This is a genomic window from Amycolatopsis sp. NPDC000009 (assembly GCF_055563465.1).
This window is the reverse complement of sequence record NZ_JBVHDI010000013.1, coordinates 199,491-221,280: the sequence shown is the minus strand read 5'-3', so window position 1 is coordinate 221,280 and position 21,790 is coordinate 199,491. Positions and strand designations below refer to the sequence as shown.

Genomic DNA, 21,790 nt, shown 5'->3' with positions numbered 1-21,790 from the left:
CTCACTCGCCTTCGGTCAATGGGCGGACGACGGCCACTGGACATTCCGAGTGCGCGACGAGTGCCTGGCTCGTCGAACCGAGCAACATCCCCTGGAACCCGCCGCGACCTCGCGACCCGACGACCAGCAGCTGGGCACGTTCGCCGAAACCGAGCAGGGCACGGACCGGGCGACCGCGGGCGACCACCGTCTCGACGCTCAGGTCCGGGAACTTGGCCAGCCAGGGCGCGAGTTGTTCGTCGACCGCTCGCCGCTCCGCCGGCTCGACCGTGCCCGGGCCCACCGCCAAGGCGTGCGCCCGCACCGACTCGTGGTCGGTGACCTCGTTCCACACCCGCACCACGATCAAATCCGCGCCACGGAGCGACGCTTCCTCGAAAGCGAAAGCCAAAGCGGCGTCACTCGACTCGGAACCGTCCGTGCCCACGACGACGGGACCGGTCTCCGGTGGGACGTCTTCCGGGCGTTTCCCTCTCGCGACGACGATCGGGCAATGACCGTGCTGCGCCAACGCCACCGCCGTCGATCCGACCAGCAGACCGGTGAAGCCGCCAAGGCCGCGGGAGCCCAGCACGATCATGGTCGCCGCCTGCGACTCCTGGATCAGTGCGGCCACCGGAGCCCATTCGCGCGCCGCGGTCTCGACGACCAGGTCCGGATAGCGCTCGGCCACCGCCTCGCAGGCTTCGGCGAGCCATCGCGCTCCCTGTGCCTCGAACGCCGATCGGATCGCCTCGACGGACGGCACCACCCCGGGCATCCTCACCGGCGGAACCGTGTACACGTGCACCAGCCGAAGCCGCTTCCCGCTCTTCGCTGCCTCTCCCGCCGCCCACACCGCGGCCCGCCGGGCGGACCCCGAACCGTCGATCCCCACGACGACAGCGCCTTCAGCCACGCTCGACATGCCCACTCACCTCTCTTGTCCGGGCGGGCTTCAAGGCGGCCGCGACTTCGCCCGCCCAGGCCCGCACCGCCGGCCAATCCCGGTAGTCACCGTCTTCGACCCGGAGCGCCGTCACGACCGCTCGTTCGGCGAACCGCAGCAGGCTCCGCTCGATCCGGCCCGGGAACACCACGTGCCCGCGGGCGCCGGAGAGCGTCATCAGCCGGGCAACATCCACCGGGTCCTCCGCGGGCTTCGGCGGCGTTCCCACCGGGCCGCTGGAGAAGAGCCAAACCTTCTTGGACCTGAGGATCCCGGCGTGCTCGCCGACGACGTTTCGCGCTGCCTCGAGCCACTGCCCCAGGTACACGCCGCTGCCCAGCAGAACGACGTCGAACTCCTCGACTGCCCTGACATCCTCGGCCCGAGACACCCGCACGACCGCGTATCCGCGCAGCTCCGAAGCGAGGGCGCGGCCGATCTCCTCCGCGATTTCCCAGGTCCCGCCGTGGCGGCTGGCCGCCGCTACGAGGATCTTCATTTCATTCTCCTGTCTGGTCTGTTTCCAGCTTCGACCAGTGCCTAGCCCAGGAGGAGGGGCCGAAGTCCCGGCGGGCCGGGCCCAGAGTCCCGGCTCGATCGCCGGGCGGCCGTTAGCCGGTTCGAGGAAGGACCTTCGTCTCTACGACGCCCTCGATGCCGACCAGATCATCGGTGGACCGAAGGACGGCAAGGAGACAGATCATGACGGTACGGCTCGGGATCAACGGCTTCGGCAGGATCGGGCGCGACATCCTCCGCTGTGTACTGGAGTCACCGGAAAGCCCGATCGAAGTGGTGGCGGTCAACGACATCACCTCGCCCGAGATGCTGGCGCACCTGCTGGGTCCACGATTCCACGTACGGAAGGCTCCGAACACCGGTCGAAATCGTCGACGGCGAAGCGCTCCGCGTCGGCGACCACCTGATCCAGGTCAAGGCGGAGGCCGATCCGGCCCGGCTGCCGTGGGGCGAGTACGGCGTCGACGTCGACGTCGACGTCGAGTCCACTGGCAAGTTCAGGACTCGGGAAGCCGCCGGCGCCAGGAAGGTCGTGATCTCCGCGCCGGGCAAGGACGTCGACGCGACGATCGTGCTGGGCGTCAACGAAGGTGACTACGACGCCGAAAACCACCACATCGTTTCCAACGCGTCGTGCACGACCAACTGTGTCGCACCGATGGTGAAGGTTCTTCACTCGGCTTTCGGTATCCGGCGCGGACTGCTCACCACCATCCACAGCTACACCGGCGACCAAGGATCCGCGCCGGGCTCGGTCGGCGGCGGTCAACGTGGTGCCCACCAGCACCGGCGCCGCCAAGGCGATCGGACTGGTCATCCCGGAGCTGGCAGGCAAACTCGCCGGGGTCGCCGTGCGCGTGCCGGTCGAGGACGGCTCGCTCACCGATCTCACCGTCGAACTCGATCGCCCGGTGACCCCCGAGCAGATCAATCACGTGTTCGCCGAGGCCGCGGACGGCGCGCTCAAAGGGATCCTGCGCTACACGGAAGCACCCGTGATCCCCGCAGGCTTGCCCGCGAGCGCTAACGCCCTTGCGCTGCCGCTCGGTCCGCCTGGGCCTCGTTGATGCTCTCGACCAGTGCCACCGGGTCAACGCCAGCGGCGATGGCGTCCTGGAACCGCCTGAGCTACGGAGGAGGAGCGGCGATTTCGCAGTGGATGCGGATGGCAACCAGACGCAAGATGTCGCTGTGGAAGTTCCTGCCCCGGACAGGCTCCTCCGGGTCCCGAGCGGACAGCGGGTCGAACAGCAGCCGGCGTGCGACCTCGATATGGCCGGGTAGCACCTTCGCGATGAGCCCGGCCTTCCTCGGTGGGGTGACGACGGTGGCGCGCTGGTCTTCCGCACTCGGGCCGCGGGTGATCAGGACCGCCTGATGGGCCAGACCGCTGCGGCTGCAGTCGGCACCGTCGGCCAGCTCCGTCATCGTCGCCTGGCCCGAGGAGTCGGCGAGCCGGGCCAGACGCTCGAACCGGACGTAGCTGATACCTGCCACCATGATGCAGAACCTGGGACGGGCCCTGACCGCATTGCGGCCCACTCCCGACGCGGTACTGAGGATCGGCGCGCTGCTGATCGTGAAGGTCGACAACGTGGTCGCCGTGCACCAGCTCACCGCGGCCCAGCAACTCACTCTCGACCATCAGCCACACCTGCTCACCTCCCCACACGACATGACCGCGCACATACCGATCAGATCAGCGCCGCTCCTCACTACGGCGCATCCACCGAGCCCCAGACACCTACAAGCTGATCCGCACTGCGGCGTCCATCTCGGGTCGAGCTGTCGGACTGCGGGTGCAGGACACGGCAGACGCAGGGTCTTGACGGTCGCCACTGACCGTCGCTCGCGGGCTGCCTGGAAGCGGGAGTGGAAGTGAGCCACGACTACGCATACCTCTGTGTCGCGTGCAGGCCGCCCGACAGTTCCGCCACCACACATCCACGATGGCTGGCCATAGCCTTACGGACTGCGCCATACCACCAGGTGCACACCGAGGACTTCCTTGTGCACTCAAGAAGCCTTGAAGTAAATCGTCGTCGCTGTTACCTCTGAACCGGCTCATCCGTCATAGAGGCCGAAGCGCCCTATTGGCCGAGACCCCCGGAGCCGTGGCCCTATGACTATTGCCTACGTCATCGTCACCGTAACGACCGTCGCGTACTGCCTGTTTTCGGCCGGTGCCGACTTCGTGCGGTGGGAACGTGTCGGCGTCGCCATGGACGCGGTCGGCGTGCCTCGGCGGTGGATGCCCTGGCTGGGAGTCCCCAAGGCAGTGGCCGCGCTGGGACTGCTCATCGGCTTCTGGATACCGATGATCGCTATCGCCGCCGCGGCCGGTCTCGTTCTCTTCTTCGGCGCGGCCATCGCGACCCACTTGAGAGCACGCGACTACTCCTTTGGTCTGCAATACCCGTTCTTCTTCCTGGCCATCGCCACTTTGGCGTTGAGCACTGCCGTCTGAGGAGCGCGCCCGTACCCGCTCTGGGGCCGTCGAAGAGGTCTGCGTGCTCATCGACCCGGCCTGCCTGTACCCGCTCGCCGGTATCCGCGCCTACCTCGAAGGCGTCCCGTTCAGCCTGCTCGGCTGGCCGACCACCTGCGGCCTGTCTCAATGTGTCCGTCCTTAGTGGACTGAGCGGAAGGACCCTCAGGCCGCTGCTGGGTGCGTGGCCGGTTTTCGGCGTTCCTCGTCGCCGTAGACGAGGCGTATCCGTTCGGCCCACGCTGGGAACGTGGTTCCCGCGACGGGCGGATCGGGCAGGCTGGCCGACTGCCGGGTCCCGTCCGGGTCGGTGTCCAGCATCCGCACGATCGCCTCATTGCACCAGCCCGCCCGATACCGCGGAGCGAACGGCGCGGTCAGCTCGGTCGCCTGGTCCCGAGGCCGCCGAGCGTTCCCGATCAGCGTCAAGACCGCCGCGGTGACCTGCCGGTCGTTGCCCGGGACGACCTTGCCCGGCCACGAACGGATCTGCCCCGACCATCCACGGCGCTGCCTCGCGCGGGTCCGCAACTCGATGGCGATGCCCTACCGGGCTGCTTTCGACGATCGGTTGGCTCATCGGACGGATACATGCTTCCTGCGATCAGGGACTGGCCACCTCCCCTGATCGTGCCATCGCCCGACCCCAGCGGCTGGTCACGCCCGCGCCGCGTCCCTACCGGAGACCGGCCGCACCGGGCATATGGGGAGGGAACAAGCCGGCACCGGAACCGGTGGCTCATCAGCTGGCTTGGGGGTACCGGGACGCCTCCGGCCGCGGGATCAGATCTCAGGTAGTAGTTCAGCGCGCCAGGCAAGTCGTTTGCCACCACGGACATGGGGTAGTCGCCGAGGAAGTAGCGCCGGGCAAGTGTGCCTCCCTGTTCGACCTGTCGGAGTCGACCAGGGCGGGCGTTGGGCGAGGAAGGACCGATGGTGACGATGGAGACTGCGGACGCGGTGGTGATCGGGGCCGGGCACAACGGTTTGGTGGCAGCCAATCTCCTCGCCGACGAAGGCTGGCAGGTAGTGGTCCTCGAAGCCCAATCAACGCCTGGCGGTGCAGTCCGCACGGGGGAAACGACAGCGGCGGGCTTCCGCTCTGACCTGTGCAGTGCCTTCTTTCCCATGACGATCGCTTCACCTGTAATCGGCGCGCTGGAATTGGAAGACCACGGCTTGGCGTGGCGACGAGCGCCTCGGGTGGTGGCGCACCAGTTTCTCGATGACCGCGCCGCCATCCTGTCGACGGACCTCTCGCAGACAATCGACTCACTGTCCACCTTCGACACCGCCGACGGCGACGCATGGGCGGACGAATTCGCTTTCTGGCAGCGAATCCGTGACCCATTGCTGGACTCGATGATGCGCCCCTTCCCGCCGGTACGGGCGGGTGCCCGGCTGTTGCGCGCACTCGGTTCTCACGACGCGATCCGGTTCGCGCGGCGGGCAACGCTTCCCGCTCGCCGGTTCGCGCAAGAACGCTTCACCGGGGAAGGTGCCCAAGCCCTGCTGGCAGGCAATGCCCTGCACAGCGACCTGGGACCTGACAACGCCGGTAGCGCACTGTTCGGCTGGCTGCTGTGCTGCCTTGGCCAGGATTTCGGTTTCCCGGTGCCCGCCGGTGGCGCATCCGGCATCACGGACGCACTCGTACGGCGCTTGAAATCCCGAGGTGGCGTGCTGTCGTGGGGCCGCGAGGTCGGCCGTGTACTCGTCGCGGGTGGCCGGGCCCTGGGGGTGAGTGACGTCGATGGCGAGGTGATCCGGGCACACCGCGCGGTGCTGGCCGATGTTCCGGCTCCGCAACTTTTCCGTGACCTCGTCGGTGAAGAACACCTGCCTCGGTCTTTCGTCTCCGACCTCGGCAACTTCGACTGGGATCATGCGACAGTGAAGACCGACTGGGCGTTGTCGGGCGTCATTCCCTGGAGTAATCCCGAAGTGGGGGCGGCCGGGACGGTACACCTCGGTGGCGGCATGGATCGCATGGCCCGGTTCGCCGCCGACCTGGCCGCGGCGCGGGTACCCGACGATCCTTTCGTTCTCCTGGGACAGATGACCACCGCCGACCCCGCTCGGTCACCGGCGGGAACCGAGTCGGCGTGGGCCTATACCCATGTACCGCACGGCGAGCTGTGGGACCACAGTCGCCTCAGCCGCTTCGCTGACAACCTGGAACAGATCGTCGAGCGCCACGCGCCGGGCTTCCGAGACCTGATCATCGCACGCCGTGTCAGCGGGCCCGGTGACCTGCAGGACCACGATGCCAGTGTCGTCGACGGCGCGATCAACCAGGGGACCGCTGCCTTTCACCAGGAGTTGGTCTTCCGTCCTGTGCCCGGCCTCGGCCGCGCCGACACCCCGGTCGACCGGCTCTTCCTCGCCGGTGCGTCCGCGCACCCCGGCGGGGCCGTCCACGGCGCGCCAGGGGGCAACGCGGCCAAGGCGGCCCTCGCCCGATGCGGCGTCACCGGCCCGCTTTACGCCGCCCTGATCCGCTCGGCCCACCGGTTCCTGCACGAGTGACGAGCAGCAGGCCCACGCCCCACAGGACGAGTACGAGCAGCCCGGTCACCGCGTTGTTCGCCACCCATGCGATCGCGGGTGCGCCGCCTTCGTCATCAAGCAGAAATGGCGACACCGCAAGCCATCCACCCAACGGCAGCCGCATCAGGTTCGTCACGGGGGCGGTTGGCGGGTCGACAAGCGAAACAGCGCCCGTCGCAGCCAACGCTATCCCGATCAGTACGGCGTTCCAGCCGCCGTGGAAGGAGCTTTCGCCGTTCAGCGGTTGCAGGACGAACGGGGTGAGGATCAGCCAGACACCGATCAGATAGGTCAACGCGTCCACGATCCCGAGCCCCGTGTCGTTCGGAAGCGTCCGTCCGTCGCCGCGACGCCGGGTGTTCTTCTCGGTCTGCCGGGCGACGGTATTCGCCTCCGAAAGGCCGACTCTATGGTTCATCTTCGTCACCTGTCCGCGATGGTCGTCGAACACCCCGTCAGAGGCCGACCAGGCTCAGGTATCGCCGGATCCGGTTCTCCGGAGCGCGAATCCTCATTGAACGTCCGTCCTCTTCGAGACTCGTTCTCGTGAAGTCAAGGACGAGGTCGTTTCAGATCCGGACACGCAATCCTCGACCACGTCCAGGAGCCTCGGGACGTCAGGGTGTTCCGACCTCACCCTCGGCGACCACGATCGTCACGCCGGTCTCGCACCGGCACCGGACGACGAGGTCACCGGTGGGCGGCTCCAGAAGGGGCGCACTCATGTCGCTGCCTTCCTGCATCGGGGACAACCACGTACTTCCAGACTGGCACGAGCCAAACGCGGACGACCTGACGATGCCCTTACGATCGTCCGGAATGGTTCTGCTCGTATTTCAGGCGGATGCGGTGAGATCCACGACGACCTTGACGTCGTCTTCCTCGGCGGTGAACGCGTCCGCGGCATGGGCAAGGCCGACCCGCCGGGTGATCAGCTCTTCGAGCCAGTGGATATCGGCATTGGCCAGGGCTTCGGCAGCCTGGCGGTAGTGTCGCAGGTTGGCGTTCACCGAGCCGAGAACGGCATCGTTCTCCAGCACGAGCTCACGATTGACGGCACCGGCGTCGACGGACAGCGCACGCCCGGCCGTCGAGACTCCGGTGAGGCACACGATGCCGTAGGGCGCGGTGTGTTCCATCGCCTCGAACACCAAGCTGCCCACGCCGGTGGCTTCGATCACCACGTCCGGTTCGAGACGCGCGGCGACTTCGGCGACCGGGTCGTGGTGAGCAGTGGCGCCCAGCTTGTCGACCAAACCCGGTTTGGGGCCCGTGGCCACCCGGTCGAGTACGTGCACATCCAACCCGCGCTGGACACCGAGCAACGCGGCGAGCAGGCCGATCGGCCCGGCACCGGTGATCAGGACCCGCCGGGGCTCGAACCAGGCCCGCTCCCCCACCCGCCACACCTGTTCCCACGCCTTCTCGACCACGGTCGTCGGCTCCATCAGCATCGCGACCCGCGAGAGCCCGTCATCGACCTTCACCGCGTATTCGGTCTCGACCGTCCACAGTTCGCTGCCGTAGCCGTCGATCTGCTTGATGCCACGTTCGGTGTAGCGGCCGTTGCGGCACATGTCGAACTCGCCGGCCGCGCAGGCGCCACAGGGCACCGGGTCCGGCCGGCGGACCACACCGACCACCAGGTCGTCCGCGGAAAAGCCGCTGTCTGCCGGTGCGGACAGGACCTGTCCGAGGGACTCATGCCCCAACACCAGACGCTCACGTCCGGGCGGTGCCCAGCCGTATTGCCCGAGGGCGATCTCCTTGTCGGTGCCGCAGACGCCGAGTGCCAGACCGCGGACGAGCAGTTCGCCGGGCATGGGCGTCGGATCGGGCACCTCGGACACCTCGAGCGAGTTCGCCTGGCCGGGCACGACGGTCAGCGCTTGCATCAGGGACTCCGTTCGTAACGAGCAGCTGTACACGGGGCGGTTACCCGTCCCGGCACTTCTTGACCCTCGCGGCTGCGAAACGGTCACGAAATGGCAGCCGGCCCTTCGTGTGACTTTTGCGGCCTTGGGCACCGGGTACTCCCATTCGACTTGCCAGGAAAGGAGCGGGAAATGTCCACAGATGACCGGTCACGCCCTGCAGGACGGACACCGGGGCGTTCGGCGTCACAAGGGGCCGCGCTCGCGGTTGGCGGTGTCTTTCTGCTGGCCGGGATCGCCGGCTTCGTCCCCGGCGTCACGACGCGATATGACGAGCTCGGTTTCGCCGGCCACGGGTCAGGCGCGCTGTTGCTCGGTTTGTTCGCGGTTTCCGTGGTCCACAACATCGTCCACCTGCTGTTCGGTGTCGCCGGCCTCCTTTTGGCACGTACGGCGCGCACCGCGCGGCTGTATCTCTTCACAGGCGGACTCCTCTACCTGGTTCTGTGGCTCTACGGCTTGTTCATCGACCTCGACAGTGCCGCGAACTTCGTACCGGTGAATTCCGCGGACAATTGGCTGCATCTGGGCTTGGGCGTGGGGATGATCATGCTCGGCGCACTGACCGCGCTGGGGCCTGGCGGCTTTCCCGAGCCCGAGGCCAAGAAGGGGCCTGGCTTGGGTTGAGCCCAGGCCGGCATCGAACACGAAAGGAAGACCATGACCGTTCAGACACCGGGAAGGAACCGGTGGGGAACCCTGCTGCCGGCCGCCGCGCTGGCGGCCACCGCTTGCGGAAGTCCCGCCGAGCAACCGCCCGCGACCGTGCCCCCGACGTCGATATCGGCCAGTACCCCGGCCGGAGGCGAGACAGTGACCGTGGAAGGGGTGGTCGCGTCGGGAGTCGAGCCGGATTGCCTGGTCCTGCGGACGGCACAGGACACCTACCTCCTGCTGGGCGGTGATCGCGAGGCCCTTCGACCGGGTCAGCGTGTCCGTGTCGTGGGACGGTCACAGCCCGGCACGCCCACGACCTGTATGCAGGGAACGCCACTCCAGGTCGGTACCGTCACCTCCGTACCGCCGAACTGAATCGGGTCCGGCACGGACGTACTCCTCACTCGGCCGGGTCTTCGCGGTCGGCGAGTCGGCGGGCGATCGGAACGTCGGTGGTGGTGTGGACCAGCACGGAAAGCGCGATGACGAAGGCGAACACCTCCTCGCCGGCGGCGAGGTCCGCCTGCACGACGTACAACCCGTACACCACGGACGCCAGTCCCTTCGGTCCCGCCCATCGTTGTCTCCGGGGAAGGCCGGTGCCCGCGAAAGAGATCAGCGAGCCGGCCGGACGGGCGACCAGCAGCGCGACGGCCGCGACGAGAAACCCACCCACCGGGATCCGGTCCAGCGACTCCGGATTCAGCAAGGCACCGAACACCAGCAACGCGAAGAATTTCATCAGCTCGCAGAGTCGTTCGCCGATCTCCTGGAATCCGGAGCACATCTCCGGGGCGAGTTTCGCCGACACCGCCCCGGGAGGCGTCGCGAAAGCCACTTGGGCGCGGCGGGGTGGTAGCAAAGGTCCCTTGCTCCCCCGGTCAGCCCGTTGCCGGTGGGGCCTCCCGGCACCCCTTCCCGGGAATCTCGACCCGTTGCGTCTCGGTCACCACCAGCGCGTCCACCCGTACCTCGCCCGCCTTGGCGAAAGTGAACGTCACGGGCACCGTCGTGCCCTCCATGATCGGCCCCGTCAGGTCGGTCATGGTGACGTAGTACGCGGAGCCGAGATTGGTCGTGTCGGCACCCGGCACCCTCCCCCGGGAAAGCACCGGCAGCGTGGGGACCACTTCGGCGGTCCCGTCGCACGCACGGTCCCACTGCAGCACAAGGCGATCAGCGTGGGGCGACGTCACCCCTGTCAGCTCCTCCGGATGGGAGGCTTCGTTGAAGACCGCGAACCGCACGGTGGCCTGGCTTCCGGTGGCAAGCGGTTCCACATCGACGTAGACGTTGCGTAACTGCACCGGGCCGGCGTCCACGTTGGTTCCGAGCGTGCCCACCGTCAGATCATCCTGAGGATCGCCGCAACCGGACAGCAGACCGGTCGCCACGGCGATCGCCAGTGCGGCGCGGAGCCACCTGTCGTTCCGGGGGCGGGTGCCCTCATCGAGACGCTGTCGTACTGCCTGCTCAATATTCATCGCTATCCGCCTTTCGCGCTTCGTTCAGTGCCTCGGTTTCCGCCCGCGGGTCCGGCCGGAATAGGCCACCCGGTGCGGGCGAACCCGCCAGTCCGAGGGAGTTGGGCTTCTTGGGTACCGGTGCCCCGGCGTAGTGCAGATGCCGCCCGCCGTCACCGGGGGCCAGTGGCTGGTGCAGTTCGACGAACGCGCCGTGGGGCCGGCGTTCGATGACTCCGGTTTCGAGGCCGTGTTCGAGCACCCGCCGATCGGATCGCTGCGCACCGACACACCATCTGTAGGTGAGGAAGCAGGCCAGCGGCGGCAGGAAGACGATGCCGATCCTGCCCGCCCAGACGGCCGCGTCGAGCGACACGTGGAACAGCAGCGCGAGGATGTCGTTGATCCCGGACAGGTACAGCACCACGAGGAAGGTCAGTGCCATCACGCCCAGGCTGGTTCTGGCCGGGACGTCACGGGGCCGCTGGGCCAGATTGTGCGGTTCGCGGTCGGCGGTCAGTTTCTTGTCCAGCCAGGGATAGAGGAGGGCGAGGCCGATGGTGAGGGCGGGAAGGACCACGGTCGGCCACAGTGGCGCGGGAACGCGGTGCCCGAAGAACGGGATCTCCCAGGCGGGCCAGATCCGCGCCGCCCCGTCCACCCAGATCAGATACCAGTCCGGTTGCGAGCCCGCCGACACGTGCGCCGGGTTGTACGGTCCGTAGTTCCAGATCGGATTGATCTGCAACAGCCCGCCCATGGCGCCGAGCGTCCCGGTGACACCGGCGAACAAAGCGCCGCTCTTCATCGCGAAGGCCGGGACGATCCGTACGCCGACGACATTGCCCTCGGCGCGGCGCACACCGCGGAACTGGGTGTGTTTCTGGTACCAGACCAGTCCCAAGTGGACGGCGACCAGCGCGAGGATGAGCCCAGGCAAGAGGAAGACGTGGATGCCGTACAGCCGCGGGATGATCTCCGTACCGGCGTACTCGCCACCGAACAGCGCCCAATGCAGCCAGGTGCCGATCAAGGGAATGGACAGCACGATACCGGACGCGATCCGCAAACCGGTGCCGGACAACAGGTCGTCCGGCAGGGAGTAGCCGGCGAACCCTTCCGCCAGCGCCAAGGTGAACAGCAGCATCCCGACGACCCAGTTCACTTCGCGTGGTCGGCGGAAGGCCCCGGTGAAGAAGATCCTCAGCATGTGCACGAGGATCGCCGCGACGAACACCAGCGCCGCCCAATGATGGACTTGGCGGGCCATCAGCCCACCCCGGACATCGAACGAAAGGTCGAGCGACGATTCGAAAGCCCTCGACATCCGTACGCCCTGCAGCAGGCTGTAGGACCCTCCGTAGCGGACCTGCTCCATCGACGGATCGAAGAACAGCGCGAGATAGGTGCCCGAAAGCAGCAGGATGATCAGGCTGTACAGGGCGATTTCCCCGAGCAGGAACGACCAGTGCGTCGGGAACACCTTGTTCAGCTGCTCGCGCAGGCTTCTCGCGGCGGGAATCCGGCGATCCCACCACTCGAAGGCCGGGATTGCCCGGCTCACGGCTTCAGTTCCCAGAAACCCGGCCCGACCGGATCACTGAAATCTCCGGTGGCGAAGAAATAGCCGTCGTCGTCCAGGTCGATCGGCAACTGGGGCAGTGCCCGCACCGCCGGTCCGAAAACCGGACGGCCGAAGTCCCCCAGATCGAACTGCGACTGGTGGCATGGACAGAGCAATCGGCTGGCCTGGTCCTCGAACAGCGAAACCGGACACCCCAGATGCGTGCAGATCCGCGAGTAGGCGTAATAGTCGCCATGGCCCATCGCTCTCCGGTCGGGACGATCCTCCAGGGTGACCTCAGGGCGCAGGCGGAACAGGGTCGCCGGGTCGTCCGCCCGGTGCAGCGCCTCGGCCAGCAGTTCGGGATGGCCTCGCTCGGACTCCCGGAAGGGGAAGACCGCGGCCATTCCTCCGGCGGCCACGCTTCCCGGCCTGGCCAGCACGACATCCCCCGGGTCACCCGTATCGATCCGTAGATAGACCTTTTCCCCGTCGCGCGACCGCCATCCGGTATGCCACAACGTGTCCGGCGGATCCGGCGCACCAGGGCGGTCCTCCTGCCACGGGTCCTTCACGAAACCGCCGAGCACGGCCACCCCGACCCCCGAGCCCAGCGCCGCGACGCTCGCGCCCGCCACCCGCGCGAACACCGATCGGCGACGCAGTCCGGCCCGCTCCGTCGCGTCGGACACCGTGGCGGTGAGGGTCTTCTTGTCGAAGGCGTCCGACCCTTTCCCCTCGGGGTCGTGCCGCTGCTGTACCGCTACCTCGGCAGGAAGGAATCTCTTGGTGTACAACACCATTCCGACGGTGAAGCCGAGCACCGCGACACCGAAGGCGAGCCCGAGCATAGGCGTGTAGAGCGCGTAGGCCAGGTGACCGTCCTGGCCAGGGGCGACGTAACGCCACGGCCAGAACAAAAAGATCCCCGCCAGCGCCAGCCCGCCGACGCCGCCTAGCGTCCACCACGCCAGGACACGCCGTCTGGCTCGCCGCTCGGCACGGGTGCCCGCCACCGGCCAGGGATCCTGGTAACGGCGCAATTCGACGTCGTCCGCGGCGGCGCCCTGCTCGACGAGCCGTTGTCTGGTGGCGTGGGCGCGTTCTCGCGCGTCTTTCGCGGAATACCCTTCTTCGTCGCCCGTCACCACTCACCTCACCAGCTCTCCGCCGATATCACCGTCTTCACAGCTCTGCCCGTCAAGAGTGCCGGCAATCGCGGGAAAACTGGTCGAAACCACATCGTTACCCGCAACCGGACTCGCGTAATTCCTCTACTCGGCGGCGAAGGAACCGTCAGCCGGGAAATATTCCAATGCGGTGGACAGCGATCAGCTCGTGTGTGGGCGGCGGTGTGGCCGGGTACCACGGTTCGGACCACGAAGCCGACGGAAGAGCACAGGTGAGCCATGTCCGGAGTGGACGCGCCGATCCTGATCGAACCTCGCCCGCCACGTCACCGCGGTGAGCGCGGCCGGATCTTCGAACTCCTGCGCACCACGGACCACAAGACGATCGGGGTGCTGTACCTGGCCACCTCGTTCGGCTTCTTCCTGCTGGCGGGTCTGATGGCCCTGCTGATGCGCGGGGAGCTTGCCCAGCCGGGACTGCAGATGGTCTCGACCGATCAGTACAACCAGCTGTTCACCATGCACGGCACGATCATGATGCTGCTCTACGCGACGCCCAACGTGTTCGGTTTCGCCAATTTCCTCGTGCCGTTGCAGATCGGCTCGCCGGACGTGGCGTTCCCCCGGCTGAACAGCCTGTCCTACTGGCTGTACCTGTTCGGGGGCCTCATGACGGTCGGCGGGTTCCTGACTCCCGGGGGCGCCGCCGACTTCGGCTGGTTCGCCTACGCGCCACTCAACAGCGCCACGTATTCACCCGGCGTGGGCGGAGATCTCTGGACAGCGGGCCTGATCGTCTCCGGGCTCGGCACCATTCTCGCCGCCGTCAACATGATCACCACCATCATCTGCCTCCGCGCCCCCGGCATGCTGATGTGGCGGATGCCGATCTTCACCTGGAACATCCTGTTCACCGGCATCCTGGTGCTCGCGGCGTTCCCCGTCCTCACCGCGGCGTTGTTCGGCCTGCTCGCCGACCGGCACCTCGGCGCGCATGTGTTCGACCCCGGCAGCGGTGGCGCGATCCTGTGGCAGCACCTGTTCTGGTTCTTCGGCCATCCCGAGGTCTACATCGTCGCGCTGCCGTATTTCGGCATCATCACCGAGATCATCCCCGTGTTCAGCCGCAAACCTCTCTTCGGTTACCGGCTGATGGTCTGGGCGACCGTGGGGATCACCGGTTTGTCGCTGTCGGTATGGGCACACCACATGTTCGCCACCGGAGCAGTGCTGCTTCCGTTCTTCTCCCTGCTCTCGTTCCTGATCGCGGTACCCACGGGGATCAAGTTCTTCAACTGGATCGGCACCATGTGGAAGGGACGGCTCACCTTCCCGTCCCCCATGCTGTGGTCCATGGGGTTCCTGGTCACCTTCCTGCTCGGCGGGCTCACCGGTGTCATCCTGGCGTCACCCGCCCTGGACTTCCACACCCACGACACGTACTTCGTCGTCGCGCATTTCCACTACGTCCTCTTCGGCACGATCGTGTTCGCGACCTTCGCCGGAATCTACTTCTGGTTTCCCAAGATCACCGGCCGGATGATGCGGGAATCGCTGGCCAAGCTGCATTTCTGGCTGACCTTCATCGGCTTCCACACCACGTTCCTCGTCCAGCACTGGCTCGGCAACGCCGGAATGCCGCGCCGCTACGCCGACTACACCAGCGCCGACGGCTTCACCTGGATGCACGCCGTGTCGAGTGTGGGGGCGTTCGTCCTCGGTGTGTCCATGCTGCCGTTCATCTGGAACGTCGTACGCAGCAGGCGTTTCGGCACGCCGGTCACGGTGGACGATCCCTGGGGGTACGGCAATTCACTGGAATGGGCGACGACCTGTCCCCCACCCCGGCACAACTTCCTCGACCTGCCCCGGATCCGGTCCGAACGCCCGGCTTTCGAACTCCACCATCCGGAAATGGCGGGCCGGTTGCGACGGGAGTCCCAAGTGACCTTGTTCGGCCATCGGAAATGAGGTGGTGGAGCCGCTCAGCGCCCGGTTCGGCCGGTGTCCCCTACCAGCCGCTGCCGTGCCAGCGCGTGCAGCATTTCGGGCAGCGCTTCCGGGACCACCTGGCCGTCGAGTTCCCGTTTGGCCAGCCGGACCGCCTTGTCGACGTCCGATTTGGCCATTCCTCGAAGTTCGGCCGCCAGATTCCCGGCCACACCGGCGATCATCACGTTGTCCTGCGGCCTGACAGTGGCCATCGGTCGGTCCTCCCGCGCTCGGTTCGACGGTGGCCGACGCGGACACAGGGCGCCGGCCCTCCCCCGGAGGGTGTCCCGAACCGGCGCCCGGCTACCTGACGAACACCTTACGATCGCGAAGAACGCCGCAGGCGGCGCCAGACCAGCGGTACGGCCGTCACCCCGGCCACCACCGCGGCGGCGGTAACGGCCCTCCCCGACCGCTCGCCGGGAAAACGCGTGGGTTCCGGCGAGCGTCCGTCCGGAATGGCTTCCTGGAGTATCTCGGCCAGATGCAGGGGCCCCCGGCCGGCGCCCCCCTGCTCGATCTGGGTGCGGCAACTGAACCCGTCCGCCAGGACCAGGGTTTCCGGCGCCGCCTCACGGACCGCGGGCAGCAGGGCACGTTCGGCACAGGCCATCGAAACGTCGTAATGGCCGCGTTCGAAGCCGAAGTTCCCGGCCAGCCCGCAGCACCCGGAGTCCAGCACCTCGACGTCCACCCCCGCGCGGCGCAACACGGTCGTGTCGGTGGTGAATCCCATGACGGCGTGGTGATGGCAGTGCTTCTGGACGATGGCGTGACGGTCAAGCGACACCGGCCGCCATTCTTCGGGGGCGTGGTGGAGCAGGGCTTCGGCGAGCGTCACGAAGCGGTCCGTCAGCCGGTGCGCGTCGTGGTCCCGGGGCAGCAGTTCGGTGGCGTCCGAGCGGAAGACGGCGGCGCAGGACGGTTCGAGCCCGACGACGAGGGTTCCCGCCTCGATCCACGGCCGCAACACGTCGAGCGTATGCCGGAACACCCGCTTCGCGACCGGGAGCTGTCCGGTCGAGATCCAGGTGAGGCCGCAGCACACCGAGCCCGAGGGAACCGCGACCCGGAAGCCGGCGGACTCCAGTACCCGGACGGCCGCCTTGCCGATATGCGGGGCGAAGTGGTTGGCGAAGGTGTCCGGCCAGAGGACCACGGTGTTCTCCTCACCCGGTTCCGGCTGACCGTCGGCGCGTTCCCGATCCCACCACTGCTGGAAGGTCTCCCCGGCGAACGCGGGCGCCTCCCGTTGCGGCGCGACCCCGGCCAGGCGCTTGCCCAGTGCCGCGATGCCGGGTGCGCGCAGCAGGGCGTTCACCACGCCAGGGGCCGGCCTCACGGCCTTGGCCAGCGCGGGCAGCCACCCGAGCGCGTAGTGCGCCATCGGCCGGATACGGCCCCGGTAATGCTGGTAGAGGAATTCGGCCTTGTAGGTCGCCATGTCCACCCCGACGGGACAGTCGCTCTTGCAGCCTTTGCACGCCAGGCAGAGGTCGAGCGCGTCGCGTACCTCGGTGGAGCGCCAGCCGTCTCGCACCGGGGAGTCCTCGTGTCCCTCCATCATTTCGAACAGCAGCCTGGCCCGGCCGCGCGTGGAATGCTCTTCCTCGCGCGTGACCTGGTAGGACGGGCACATCACCCCGCAGTCCGGATCGGGACGGCGGCATTGGCCGACCCCAACACAGCGCAACGTGGCGCGGGAGAAACTGTGGTCGTCCTCGGGGAAACCGAACTGGGTCGGGCGGTCCTGTGGCCGCCAGCCGGCGCCGAGACGCAGGTCGGCGTCCAGCTCGAAGGGGGCGACCACCTTTCCCGGATTCATCCGGTTGTCCGGATCGAAGGCGGCCTTGACCGCACCGAACGCCTCCACGATCCGCGGCCCGAACATGCGGACGAGCAGTTCGCCCCGTGCCTGTCCGTCACCGTGTTCGCCGGAGAGCGAGCCGCCGTAGGAGGCCACGAGATCGGCCGCGCGTTCGAGGAACTCGCGGTAGGCCGCCACCCCGGTGGCCTCGTCGAGCCGGAACGGGATGCGGACGTGCAGACACGCCTGGCCGAAATGCCCGTACAGCGACGGCCGGTCGAGGTCGAATTCGGCGAACAGCCCGCGCAGATCCCGGACGTAGTCCCCGAGCCGGTCCGGCGGCACCGCGGAGTCTTCCCAGCCCGGCCAGGTGTCCGGGATCCCCGGCGCTCGCGCGGTCGCCCCCAGCCCGGACTCACGGGCCTGGAGCAGCCGAGCCTGTTCGTCCGGCGCGCCCGTCATCCGCACGTTCCCGTCGGTGTCGGCGCGGCCGAGCTTCCGCAAGGTCGTCCGCGCCGCCTCCAGCGCCTCGTCCGGGGTGTCCCCGCCGTACTGGGCGATCAGCCATCCCCGGCCGTCGGGGAGCGCGTCGACGGATTCCGGATGCATGTGCTTCGCCCGCATGAACTCGACGAGACGGTCGTCGAGGGCTTCGAGCCGGACCGGGGCCACACCGTCCAGCACATCGGGCACCGCGTCCGCGGCGTCGGCGATGGCGGGATAGCCGAGCACCAGCATCGCGGTATGCCGTACGACGGGGACCAAATCCAGCTCCGCGCGCAGGACCGTGGCGAGTGTCCCTTCGCTGCCGACGACGAGCTTCGCCACGTCGAAGCCGGCGCCGGGCAGGAGCGCGTCGATGTTGTAACCGGACACCCGGCGCGGAATGTCCGGGAACCGGCGGCGGACTTCGTCCCCGTACCGGTCGCGGACCACCCGCAACTCCTGGTAGAGCCTGCCCCGCTTGCCGCCTTCGCCGATGATCCGCGCCAGCTCGTCGTCGCCGGTCGGCCCGACCCAGCAGCGGAGGCCGCCGTAGGTGAGCACCTCCAGCCGCCGGACGTTGTCGACGGTCTTGCCGGTGCGCTGGGCGGTGGCGCCGCAGGATTGTTGCCGATCATGCCGCCGAGCGCGCAGTGGCTGTGCGTCGACGGCCGCGGGCCGAATTCCAGGCCGTGGGCGCCGAGTTCGGCGTTGAGTTCGTCGAGCACGATGCCCGGCTCCACCACGCAGGTCCGGGCGTCCGGATCCACCGAAAGCAGCCGGTTGCAGTACTTCGTCCAGTCGATCACCACGGCCGTGTTGGTGGCCTGGCCCGCGAGGCTGGTGCCTCCGCCCCGCGACAGCACCGGAGCGCCGTGGCGACGGCAGACGTCGATCGCCGTCGCTCCGGCTTCGACGGATCGCGGCACCACCACCCCGATGGGGACCTGCCGGTAGTTGGAGGCATCGGTGGCGTAGGCGCCTCGCGAACCCGCGTCGAAGCGGACTTCTCCTTCCACGGCCGCCCGCAAGTCGCTCTCCAAGGCGGGAACGTCGACGCGGGCGAGGCCGGGTGGCGCGGCAACAGGACGGGACATGGGGACATACCTCCGGGTCGGGCAGGGACGGACGGGGTTCACCGCACGCGGTAACGGCCGGCTTCCTCCGGCAGGAAAACGAGCCCGTGCCCGCAAGCACCCAGGTCGGGCCGGGCCAGGCCGCCATCGGGCGGCACGGTTCCCTCGAAGAACAGTCGTTCGAGCCGATCGTGATCGGCGAACCATTCGATATGGCGGAAGTTGGGGGTGCAGACCGCCGCGTGGACCGAAAGGTTGGGCGCGCAATGGGCGGACACCTGGAGGTTCGCCGCCGCGGCGACCGCGGCGGCGCGGAACCATTCCGTGTAGCCACCACACCTCGTGACGTCGATCTGCAGGCAATCGACGGCTTCGGCGGCCACCATCCGCCCGAAGTACGGCAGGTCGTAGCCGTATTCACCGGCTGCCACGTCCGGCAGGACACCCTCCCGGATCCTTCGCAGCCCGGCGAGGTCGTCGCTCGACACGGGTTCCTCGAACCAGCGGACGTCCGACTCCGCCAGCCGCTCGCCGACGCGGATCGCCTGGCCTGCTTGGTAAGCACCGTTCGCGTCGACGTACAGCTCGGCGGACGGGCCGATCACCTCCCGTGCGAACCGGACCCGCGCGAGGTCGCGTCTGACCGCTCCACCCCAGGATTCACCGATCTTGATCTTCACGCGCGGTATGCCCTGACCGCCGACCCAATCCTCCAGTTGCGTCTGCAGCCGGGAGTCGTCGTAGGTGGTGAACCCGCCGCTGCCGTAGACCGGGGCACTGTCACGCACTTTGCCGAGCAGCCTGCTGAGCGGGAGCCCGGTGAGCCGGGCGGCGAGGTCCCACAACGCGATGTCCGCCGCCGACAACGCGCAGGACACGACGCCGGGTCTGCCGAGATTCCGGATCCGCTGCTGCATCGCCAGCCAGGCGCCCGGCACGTCGAGCGCCGGCCGCCCGGGGACCACCTCGGCCAGCACCTCGTTGACGACGTCCGCGGCACCGGCGCCGCAGTAGGTCCAGCCGGAACCGGTGGTGCCGTTCGCCGTCGCTTCGACGTACACCATCGTGGTGGCGTTCCACTCCAAGGTGCCGTCACCCTCGGGCACCGGTGTGGGAAGCCGGTACGCCGTCGCCCGGAGCGATTCGATCACCACATCACCGTCGGCCGGATCGTTGCCGGAAAACACTCCATCACCTCCCTTTCGCTCCTGGTCGCCTACCCGGCGGGAGCGGCCCCAAACGAGCTCGGAGAAAACGATGGAATAAAGAGTTCACCGGTTCCTGGAGCCGGTACGTGTCAGACCGTTCTGTGCGGGTAGGCGACCAGTGAGGACACAGCTCCGAAAACGAACCGCGAAGGAGACATCATGGCCACGACGGTCGCCGACCACGTACTCGAAAGGCTGCGGGAATGGAACGTCGAGCAGGTGTTCGGCTATCCCGGTGACGGCATCAACGGCCTCATCGGCGCGTTCGGCAAAGCGGACAACCAGCCGCGTTTCGTGCAAGTGCGGCATGAGGAAATGGCCGCCTTCGAAGCGGTCGGTTATGCCAAGTTCAGTGGCCGGGTCGGCGTCTGCACGGCCACTTCCGGCCCGGGGGCGGTCCATCTGCTCAACGGGCTGTACGACGCCAAACTCGATCACGTGCCCGTCGTCGCCATCGTGGGGCAGGTCGCGCGCAGCGCCATGGGCGGGAGCTACCAGCAGGAGATCGATCTCCAGACCCTGTTCAAGGACGTCGCGAGCGAATACCTGGTCGAGGTAAACGTCTCCGAGCAGCTGCCGAACGCGCTGGACCGCGCCATCCGGATCGCCGAATCGCAACGCACCCCCACCGCCGTCATCATTTCGGCCGACCTCCAGGAAGAGCCTTACACACCACCGAAACACGCCTTCAAGAACGTGCCGTCCAGCCCGCCGAGCGAAGCCGCGCCGACGGTGATCGCCGCCCGGCAAGGGATCGAGCACGCAGCGGAGATCGTCAACGCGGGCGAGCGGGTGGCCATTTTGGTCGGCCAGGGCGCCCGTGGCGCGGTCGCGGAAGTGCGGGAACTGGCCGAGGTCACCGGCGGTGGTGTCGCCAAGGCGTTGCTCGGCAAAGACGTGCTTCCCGACGATCTGCCCTACGTCACCGGGGCCATCGGGCTGCTCGGCACCCGGCCCAGCTACGAAATGATGAAGGACTGCGACACGCTGCTGATGATCGGGTCGAATTTCCCCTACACGCAATTCCTTCCCGAATTCGGGCAGACGCGTGCCGTGCAGATCGATCTCGACGGCCGGTTCATCGGCATGCGTTATCCCACCGAGGCCAATCTCGTCGGGGACGCCGCGGAGACGCTGCGCGCGCTCCTTCCTCTGCTGCAGCGGAAGGAAGACCGGTCGTGGCGGGAAAAGATCGAGCAGGACGTCGCCGACTGGTGGGACACCATGGAAAAACAGGCGATGGTGGAGGCGAAGCCGGTCAATCCGATGCGAGTGGTGTGGGAACTGTCCCAGCGGATCCCGGACGACGCCATCGTCACCTCGGACTCCGGATCCGCCGCCAACTGGTACGCGCGTGACCTCAAGTTCCGCGGCAGCATGCGCGGGTCGCTCTCCGGCACACTCGCCACGATGGGGCCGGGCGTGCCGTACGCCATCGGCGCGAAGTTCGCGCACAGCGACCGGCCGGTCATCGCGCTGGTCGGCGACGGAGCGATGCAGATGAACGGGCTCGCCGAGCTGATCACCATCGCGCACTACCGCGAACTGTGGGAAGACCCCCGCTGCGTCATCTGCGTCTTCCACAACAACGACCTCAACCAGGTGACGTGGGAGCTGCGCGCCATGGGCGGAGCACCGAAGTTCGAGGAATCCCAAACCCTTCCCGACGTCGATTACGCCGGCTTCGCCCGGAGCCTCGGGCTCGAAGGCATCGAGGTCGACTCGCCCGACGACCTCGGCAACGCGTGGGACCGGGCGCTCGCCTGTGGCCGTCCGGCCGTGCTCGACGTGCGGTGCGACCCGGAGGTCCCGCCGATTCCCCCGCACGCCACCTTCGAGCAGATGAAGTCGGCGGCCCAGGCGGTGCTCAAGGGCGACCCCGACGCGCTGCACCTCATCGCGCAGGGGGTGAAGACGAAGGCGCAGGAATTCCTCCCCAACCGCAACGGTTGAGGGGAACGCTTCCGCCGCGAGGCATCGCAAGGTGGTAT

At 67.8% G+C, this 21,790-nt stretch carries 20 protein-coding genes and 3 pseudogenes; 9 read left to right on the top strand and 14 right to left on the bottom strand.

What is annotated here, in order from left to right; genetic code table 11:
• Position 1: 1 nt before the first annotated feature.
• Both ACZ3HL_RS29895 and ACZ3HL_RS29890 read right to left on the bottom strand, forming a co-directional pair.
• Positions 2-907, bottom strand: a complete 906-nt coding sequence (locus tag ACZ3HL_RS29895) for a universal stress protein (RefSeq protein WP_465534903.1) — start codon at positions 905-907, stop codon at positions 2-4.
• Positions 891-1,427 carry a flavodoxin domain-containing protein gene (locus tag ACZ3HL_RS29890; RefSeq protein ID WP_465534902.1) on the bottom strand — a complete coding sequence of 179 codons (537 nt, stop codon included), beginning with the start codon at positions 1,425-1,427 and terminating at the stop codon, positions 891-893. Before ACZ3HL_RS29890 ends, ACZ3HL_RS29895 begins: the two co-directional genes overlap by 17 nt.
• Positions 1,428-1,582: 155 nt before the next feature.
• Here ACZ3HL_RS29890 and ACZ3HL_RS29885 point away from each other — a divergent pair.
• Both ACZ3HL_RS29885 and ACZ3HL_RS29880 read left to right on the top strand, forming a co-directional pair.
• Positions 1,583-1,711 (top strand): annotated as a pseudogene (locus ACZ3HL_RS29885) (hypothetical protein); the annotation flags it as partial.
• Positions 1,689-2,514, top strand: a pseudogene (locus ACZ3HL_RS29880) (type I glyceraldehyde-3-phosphate dehydrogenase). The pseudogenes ACZ3HL_RS29885 and ACZ3HL_RS29880, both read left to right, overlap by 23 nt.
• A 61-nt stretch (positions 2,515-2,575) precedes the next feature.
• Here ACZ3HL_RS29880 and ACZ3HL_RS29875 read toward each other — a convergent pair.
• Positions 2,576-2,947 (bottom strand): hypothetical protein, encoded by a 372-nt coding sequence (locus ACZ3HL_RS29875; RefSeq protein ID WP_465534901.1) that lies wholly within the window; start codon positions 2,945-2,947, stop codon positions 2,576-2,578.
• Between the two features lie 622 nt (positions 2,948-3,569).
• Between ACZ3HL_RS29875 and ACZ3HL_RS29870 the strand changes: the two genes are divergently transcribed.
• Both ACZ3HL_RS29870 and ACZ3HL_RS29865 read left to right on the top strand, forming a co-directional pair.
• Positions 3,570-3,914, top strand: coding sequence for a DoxX family protein (locus ACZ3HL_RS29870; protein WP_465534900.1), 345 nt, complete (start codon positions 3,570-3,572; stop codon positions 3,912-3,914).
• Positions 3,915-3,957: 43 nt separating this feature from the next.
• Complete coding sequence (locus tag ACZ3HL_RS29865) at positions 3,958-4,080, top strand: hypothetical protein (RefSeq protein WP_465417474.1); 123 nt, start codon at positions 3,958-3,960, stop codon at positions 4,078-4,080.
• 20 nt (positions 4,081-4,100) lie between these two features.
• Here the strand turns inward: ACZ3HL_RS29865 and ACZ3HL_RS29860 are convergent, their stop codons facing one another.
• Complete coding sequence (locus ACZ3HL_RS29860; protein WP_465417476.1) at positions 4,101-4,466, bottom strand: hypothetical protein; 366 nt, start codon at positions 4,464-4,466, stop codon at positions 4,101-4,103.
• 411 nt (positions 4,467-4,877) lie between these two features.
• On the opposite strand from ACZ3HL_RS29860, the gene ACZ3HL_RS29855 reads away from it, so the two are divergent.
• Positions 4,878-6,464, top strand: coding sequence for a phytoene desaturase family protein (locus ACZ3HL_RS29855; RefSeq protein ID WP_465534909.1), 1,587 nt, complete (start codon positions 4,878-4,880; stop codon positions 6,462-6,464).
• Here the strand turns inward: ACZ3HL_RS29855 and ACZ3HL_RS29850 are convergent.
• On the bottom strand, positions 6,406-6,936 hold the full coding sequence (locus ACZ3HL_RS29850) for an SPW repeat domain-containing protein (RefSeq protein WP_465534899.1): 531 nt from the start codon (positions 6,934-6,936) through the stop codon (positions 6,406-6,408). The genes ACZ3HL_RS29855 and ACZ3HL_RS29850 overlap by 59 nt on opposite strands.
• 385 nt (positions 6,937-7,321) lie before the next feature.
• A complete protein-coding gene (locus tag ACZ3HL_RS29845) occupies positions 7,322-8,380 on the bottom strand; it encodes a glucose 1-dehydrogenase (RefSeq protein ID WP_465534898.1) in 1,059 nt (352 codons plus the stop codon).
• Positions 8,381-8,551: 171 nt separating this feature from the next.
• Here ACZ3HL_RS29845 and ACZ3HL_RS29840 point away from each other — a divergent pair, with 171 nt between their 5' ends.
• Together ACZ3HL_RS29840 and ACZ3HL_RS29835 are read left to right on the top strand one after the other, a co-directional pair.
• A complete protein-coding gene (locus tag ACZ3HL_RS29840; RefSeq protein ID WP_465534897.1) occupies positions 8,552-9,046 on the top strand; it encodes a DUF4383 domain-containing protein in 495 nt (164 codons plus the stop codon).
• Positions 9,047-9,079: 33 nt separating this feature from the next.
• The gene (locus tag ACZ3HL_RS29835) at positions 9,080-9,451 is read left to right on the top strand and encodes a hypothetical protein (RefSeq protein WP_465417486.1); all 372 of its coding nucleotides are present in this window, start codon (positions 9,080-9,082) and stop codon (positions 9,449-9,451) included.
• 25 nt (positions 9,452-9,476) lie between these two features.
• On the opposite strand, the gene ACZ3HL_RS29830 is transcribed toward ACZ3HL_RS29835, so the two are convergent.
• Genes ACZ3HL_RS29830 through qcrA form a run of 4 tightly spaced genes read right to left on the bottom strand, consistent with a single transcriptional unit; the run spans position 9,477 to position 13,251 of the window.
• A complete protein-coding gene (locus ACZ3HL_RS29830; protein WP_465534896.1) occupies positions 9,477-9,914 on the bottom strand; it encodes a hypothetical protein in 438 nt (145 codons plus the stop codon).
• 43 nt (positions 9,915-9,957) lie between these two features.
• Positions 9,958-10,560 carry a copper chaperone PCu(A)C domain-containing protein gene (locus ACZ3HL_RS29825; protein ID WP_465417490.1) on the bottom strand — a complete coding sequence of 201 codons (603 nt, stop codon included), beginning with the start codon at positions 10,558-10,560 and terminating at the stop codon, positions 9,958-9,960.
• Positions 10,550-12,103 carry a cytochrome bc1 complex cytochrome b subunit gene (qcrB, locus tag ACZ3HL_RS29820; protein WP_465534895.1) on the bottom strand — a complete coding sequence of 518 codons (1,554 nt, stop codon included), beginning with the start codon at positions 12,101-12,103 and terminating at the stop codon, positions 10,550-10,552. Before qcrB ends, ACZ3HL_RS29825 begins: the two co-directional genes overlap by 11 nt.
• Complete coding sequence (gene qcrA / locus ACZ3HL_RS29815; protein ID WP_465534894.1) at positions 12,100-13,251, bottom strand: cytochrome bc1 complex Rieske iron-sulfur subunit; 1,152 nt, start codon at positions 13,249-13,251, stop codon at positions 12,100-12,102. Before qcrA ends, qcrB begins: the two co-directional genes overlap by 4 nt.
• Positions 13,252-13,512: 261 nt before the next feature.
• Here qcrA and ctaD point away from each other — a divergent pair, with 261 nt between their 5' ends.
• Positions 13,513-15,204, top strand: coding sequence for an aa3-type cytochrome oxidase subunit I (ctaD, locus tag ACZ3HL_RS29810; RefSeq protein WP_465417496.1), 1,692 nt, complete (start codon positions 13,513-13,515; stop codon positions 15,202-15,204).
• Positions 15,205-15,218: 14 nt separating this feature from the next.
• On the opposite strand, the gene ACZ3HL_RS29805 is transcribed toward ctaD, so the two are convergent.
• The 4 genes and pseudogenes from ACZ3HL_RS29805 to ACZ3HL_RS29790 form a co-directional block, all read right to left on the bottom strand.
• Positions 15,219-15,437 carry a hypothetical protein gene (locus ACZ3HL_RS29805; protein WP_465534893.1) on the bottom strand — a complete coding sequence of 73 codons (219 nt, stop codon included), beginning with the start codon at positions 15,435-15,437 and terminating at the stop codon, positions 15,219-15,221.
• A 107-nt stretch (positions 15,438-15,544) separates the two neighbouring features.
• The gene (locus ACZ3HL_RS29800) at positions 15,545-18,079 is read right to left on the bottom strand and encodes an FAD-binding and (Fe-S)-binding domain-containing protein (protein WP_465534892.1); all 2,535 of its coding nucleotides are present in this window, start codon (positions 18,077-18,079) and stop codon (positions 15,545-15,547) included.
• A gap of 119 nt (positions 18,080-18,198) precedes the next feature.
• A pseudogene (locus ACZ3HL_RS29795) lies at positions 18,199-18,612 on the bottom strand (FAD-binding oxidoreductase); the annotation flags it as partial.
• 38 nt (positions 18,613-18,650) lie between these two features.
• Entirely contained in the window at positions 18,651-19,778 is a 1,128-nt protein-coding gene (locus ACZ3HL_RS29790) for an enolase C-terminal domain-like protein (protein ID WP_465534891.1), read from the bottom strand.
• A 180-nt stretch (positions 19,779-19,958) separates the two neighbouring features.
• Between ACZ3HL_RS29790 and ACZ3HL_RS29785 the strand changes: the two genes are divergently transcribed.
• Positions 19,959-21,752 carry a thiamine pyrophosphate-requiring protein gene (locus tag ACZ3HL_RS29785; RefSeq protein ID WP_465534890.1) on the top strand — a complete coding sequence of 598 codons (1,794 nt, stop codon included), beginning with the start codon at positions 19,959-19,961 and terminating at the stop codon, positions 21,750-21,752.
• The last annotated feature ends 38 nt before the right edge of the window (positions 21,753-21,790 follow it).

What these genes read in the sequence shown, in the direction of transcription:
- ACZ3HL_RS29845 (WP_465534898.1), bottom strand. Translation starts at nt 8,380, where the DNA reads ATGCAAGCGCTGACCGTCGTGCCCGGCCAGGCGAACTCGCTCGAGGTG.
- ACZ3HL_RS29875 (WP_465534901.1), bottom strand. Translation starts at nt 2,947, where the DNA reads ATGGTGGCAGGTATCAGCTACGTCCGGTTCGAGCGTCTGGCCCGGCTC.
- ACZ3HL_RS29805 (WP_465534893.1), bottom strand. Translation starts at nt 15,437, where the DNA reads ATGGCCACTGTCAGGCCGCAGGACAACGTGATGATCGCCGGTGTGGCC.
- ACZ3HL_RS29870 (WP_465534900.1), top strand. Translation starts at nt 3,570, where the DNA reads ATGACTATTGCCTACGTCATCGTCACCGTAACGACCGTCGCGTACTGC.
- ACZ3HL_RS29890 (WP_465534902.1), bottom strand. Translation starts at nt 1,427, where the DNA reads ATGAAGATCCTCGTAGCGGCGGCCAGCCGCCACGGCGGGACCTGGGAA.
- ACZ3HL_RS29840 (WP_465534897.1), top strand. Translation starts at nt 8,552, where the DNA reads ATGTCCACAGATGACCGGTCACGCCCTGCAGGACGGACACCGGGGCGT.
- ACZ3HL_RS29825 (WP_465417490.1), bottom strand. Translation starts at nt 10,560, where the DNA reads ATGAATATTGAGCAGGCAGTACGACAGCGTCTCGATGAGGGCACCCGC.
- ACZ3HL_RS29895 (WP_465534903.1), bottom strand. Translation starts at nt 907, where the DNA reads ATGTCGAGCGTGGCTGAAGGCGCTGTCGTCGTGGGGATCGACGGTTCG.
- ctaD (WP_465417496.1), top strand. Translation starts at nt 13,513, where the DNA reads ATGTCCGGAGTGGACGCGCCGATCCTGATCGAACCTCGCCCGCCACGT.
- ACZ3HL_RS29835 (WP_465417486.1), top strand. Translation starts at nt 9,080, where the DNA reads ATGACCGTTCAGACACCGGGAAGGAACCGGTGGGGAACCCTGCTGCCG.
- ACZ3HL_RS29855 (WP_465534909.1), top strand. Translation starts at nt 4,878, where the DNA reads ATGGAGACTGCGGACGCGGTGGTGATCGGGGCCGGGCACAACGGTTTG.
- ACZ3HL_RS29785 (WP_465534890.1), top strand. Translation starts at nt 19,959, where the DNA reads ATGGCCACGACGGTCGCCGACCACGTACTCGAAAGGCTGCGGGAATGG.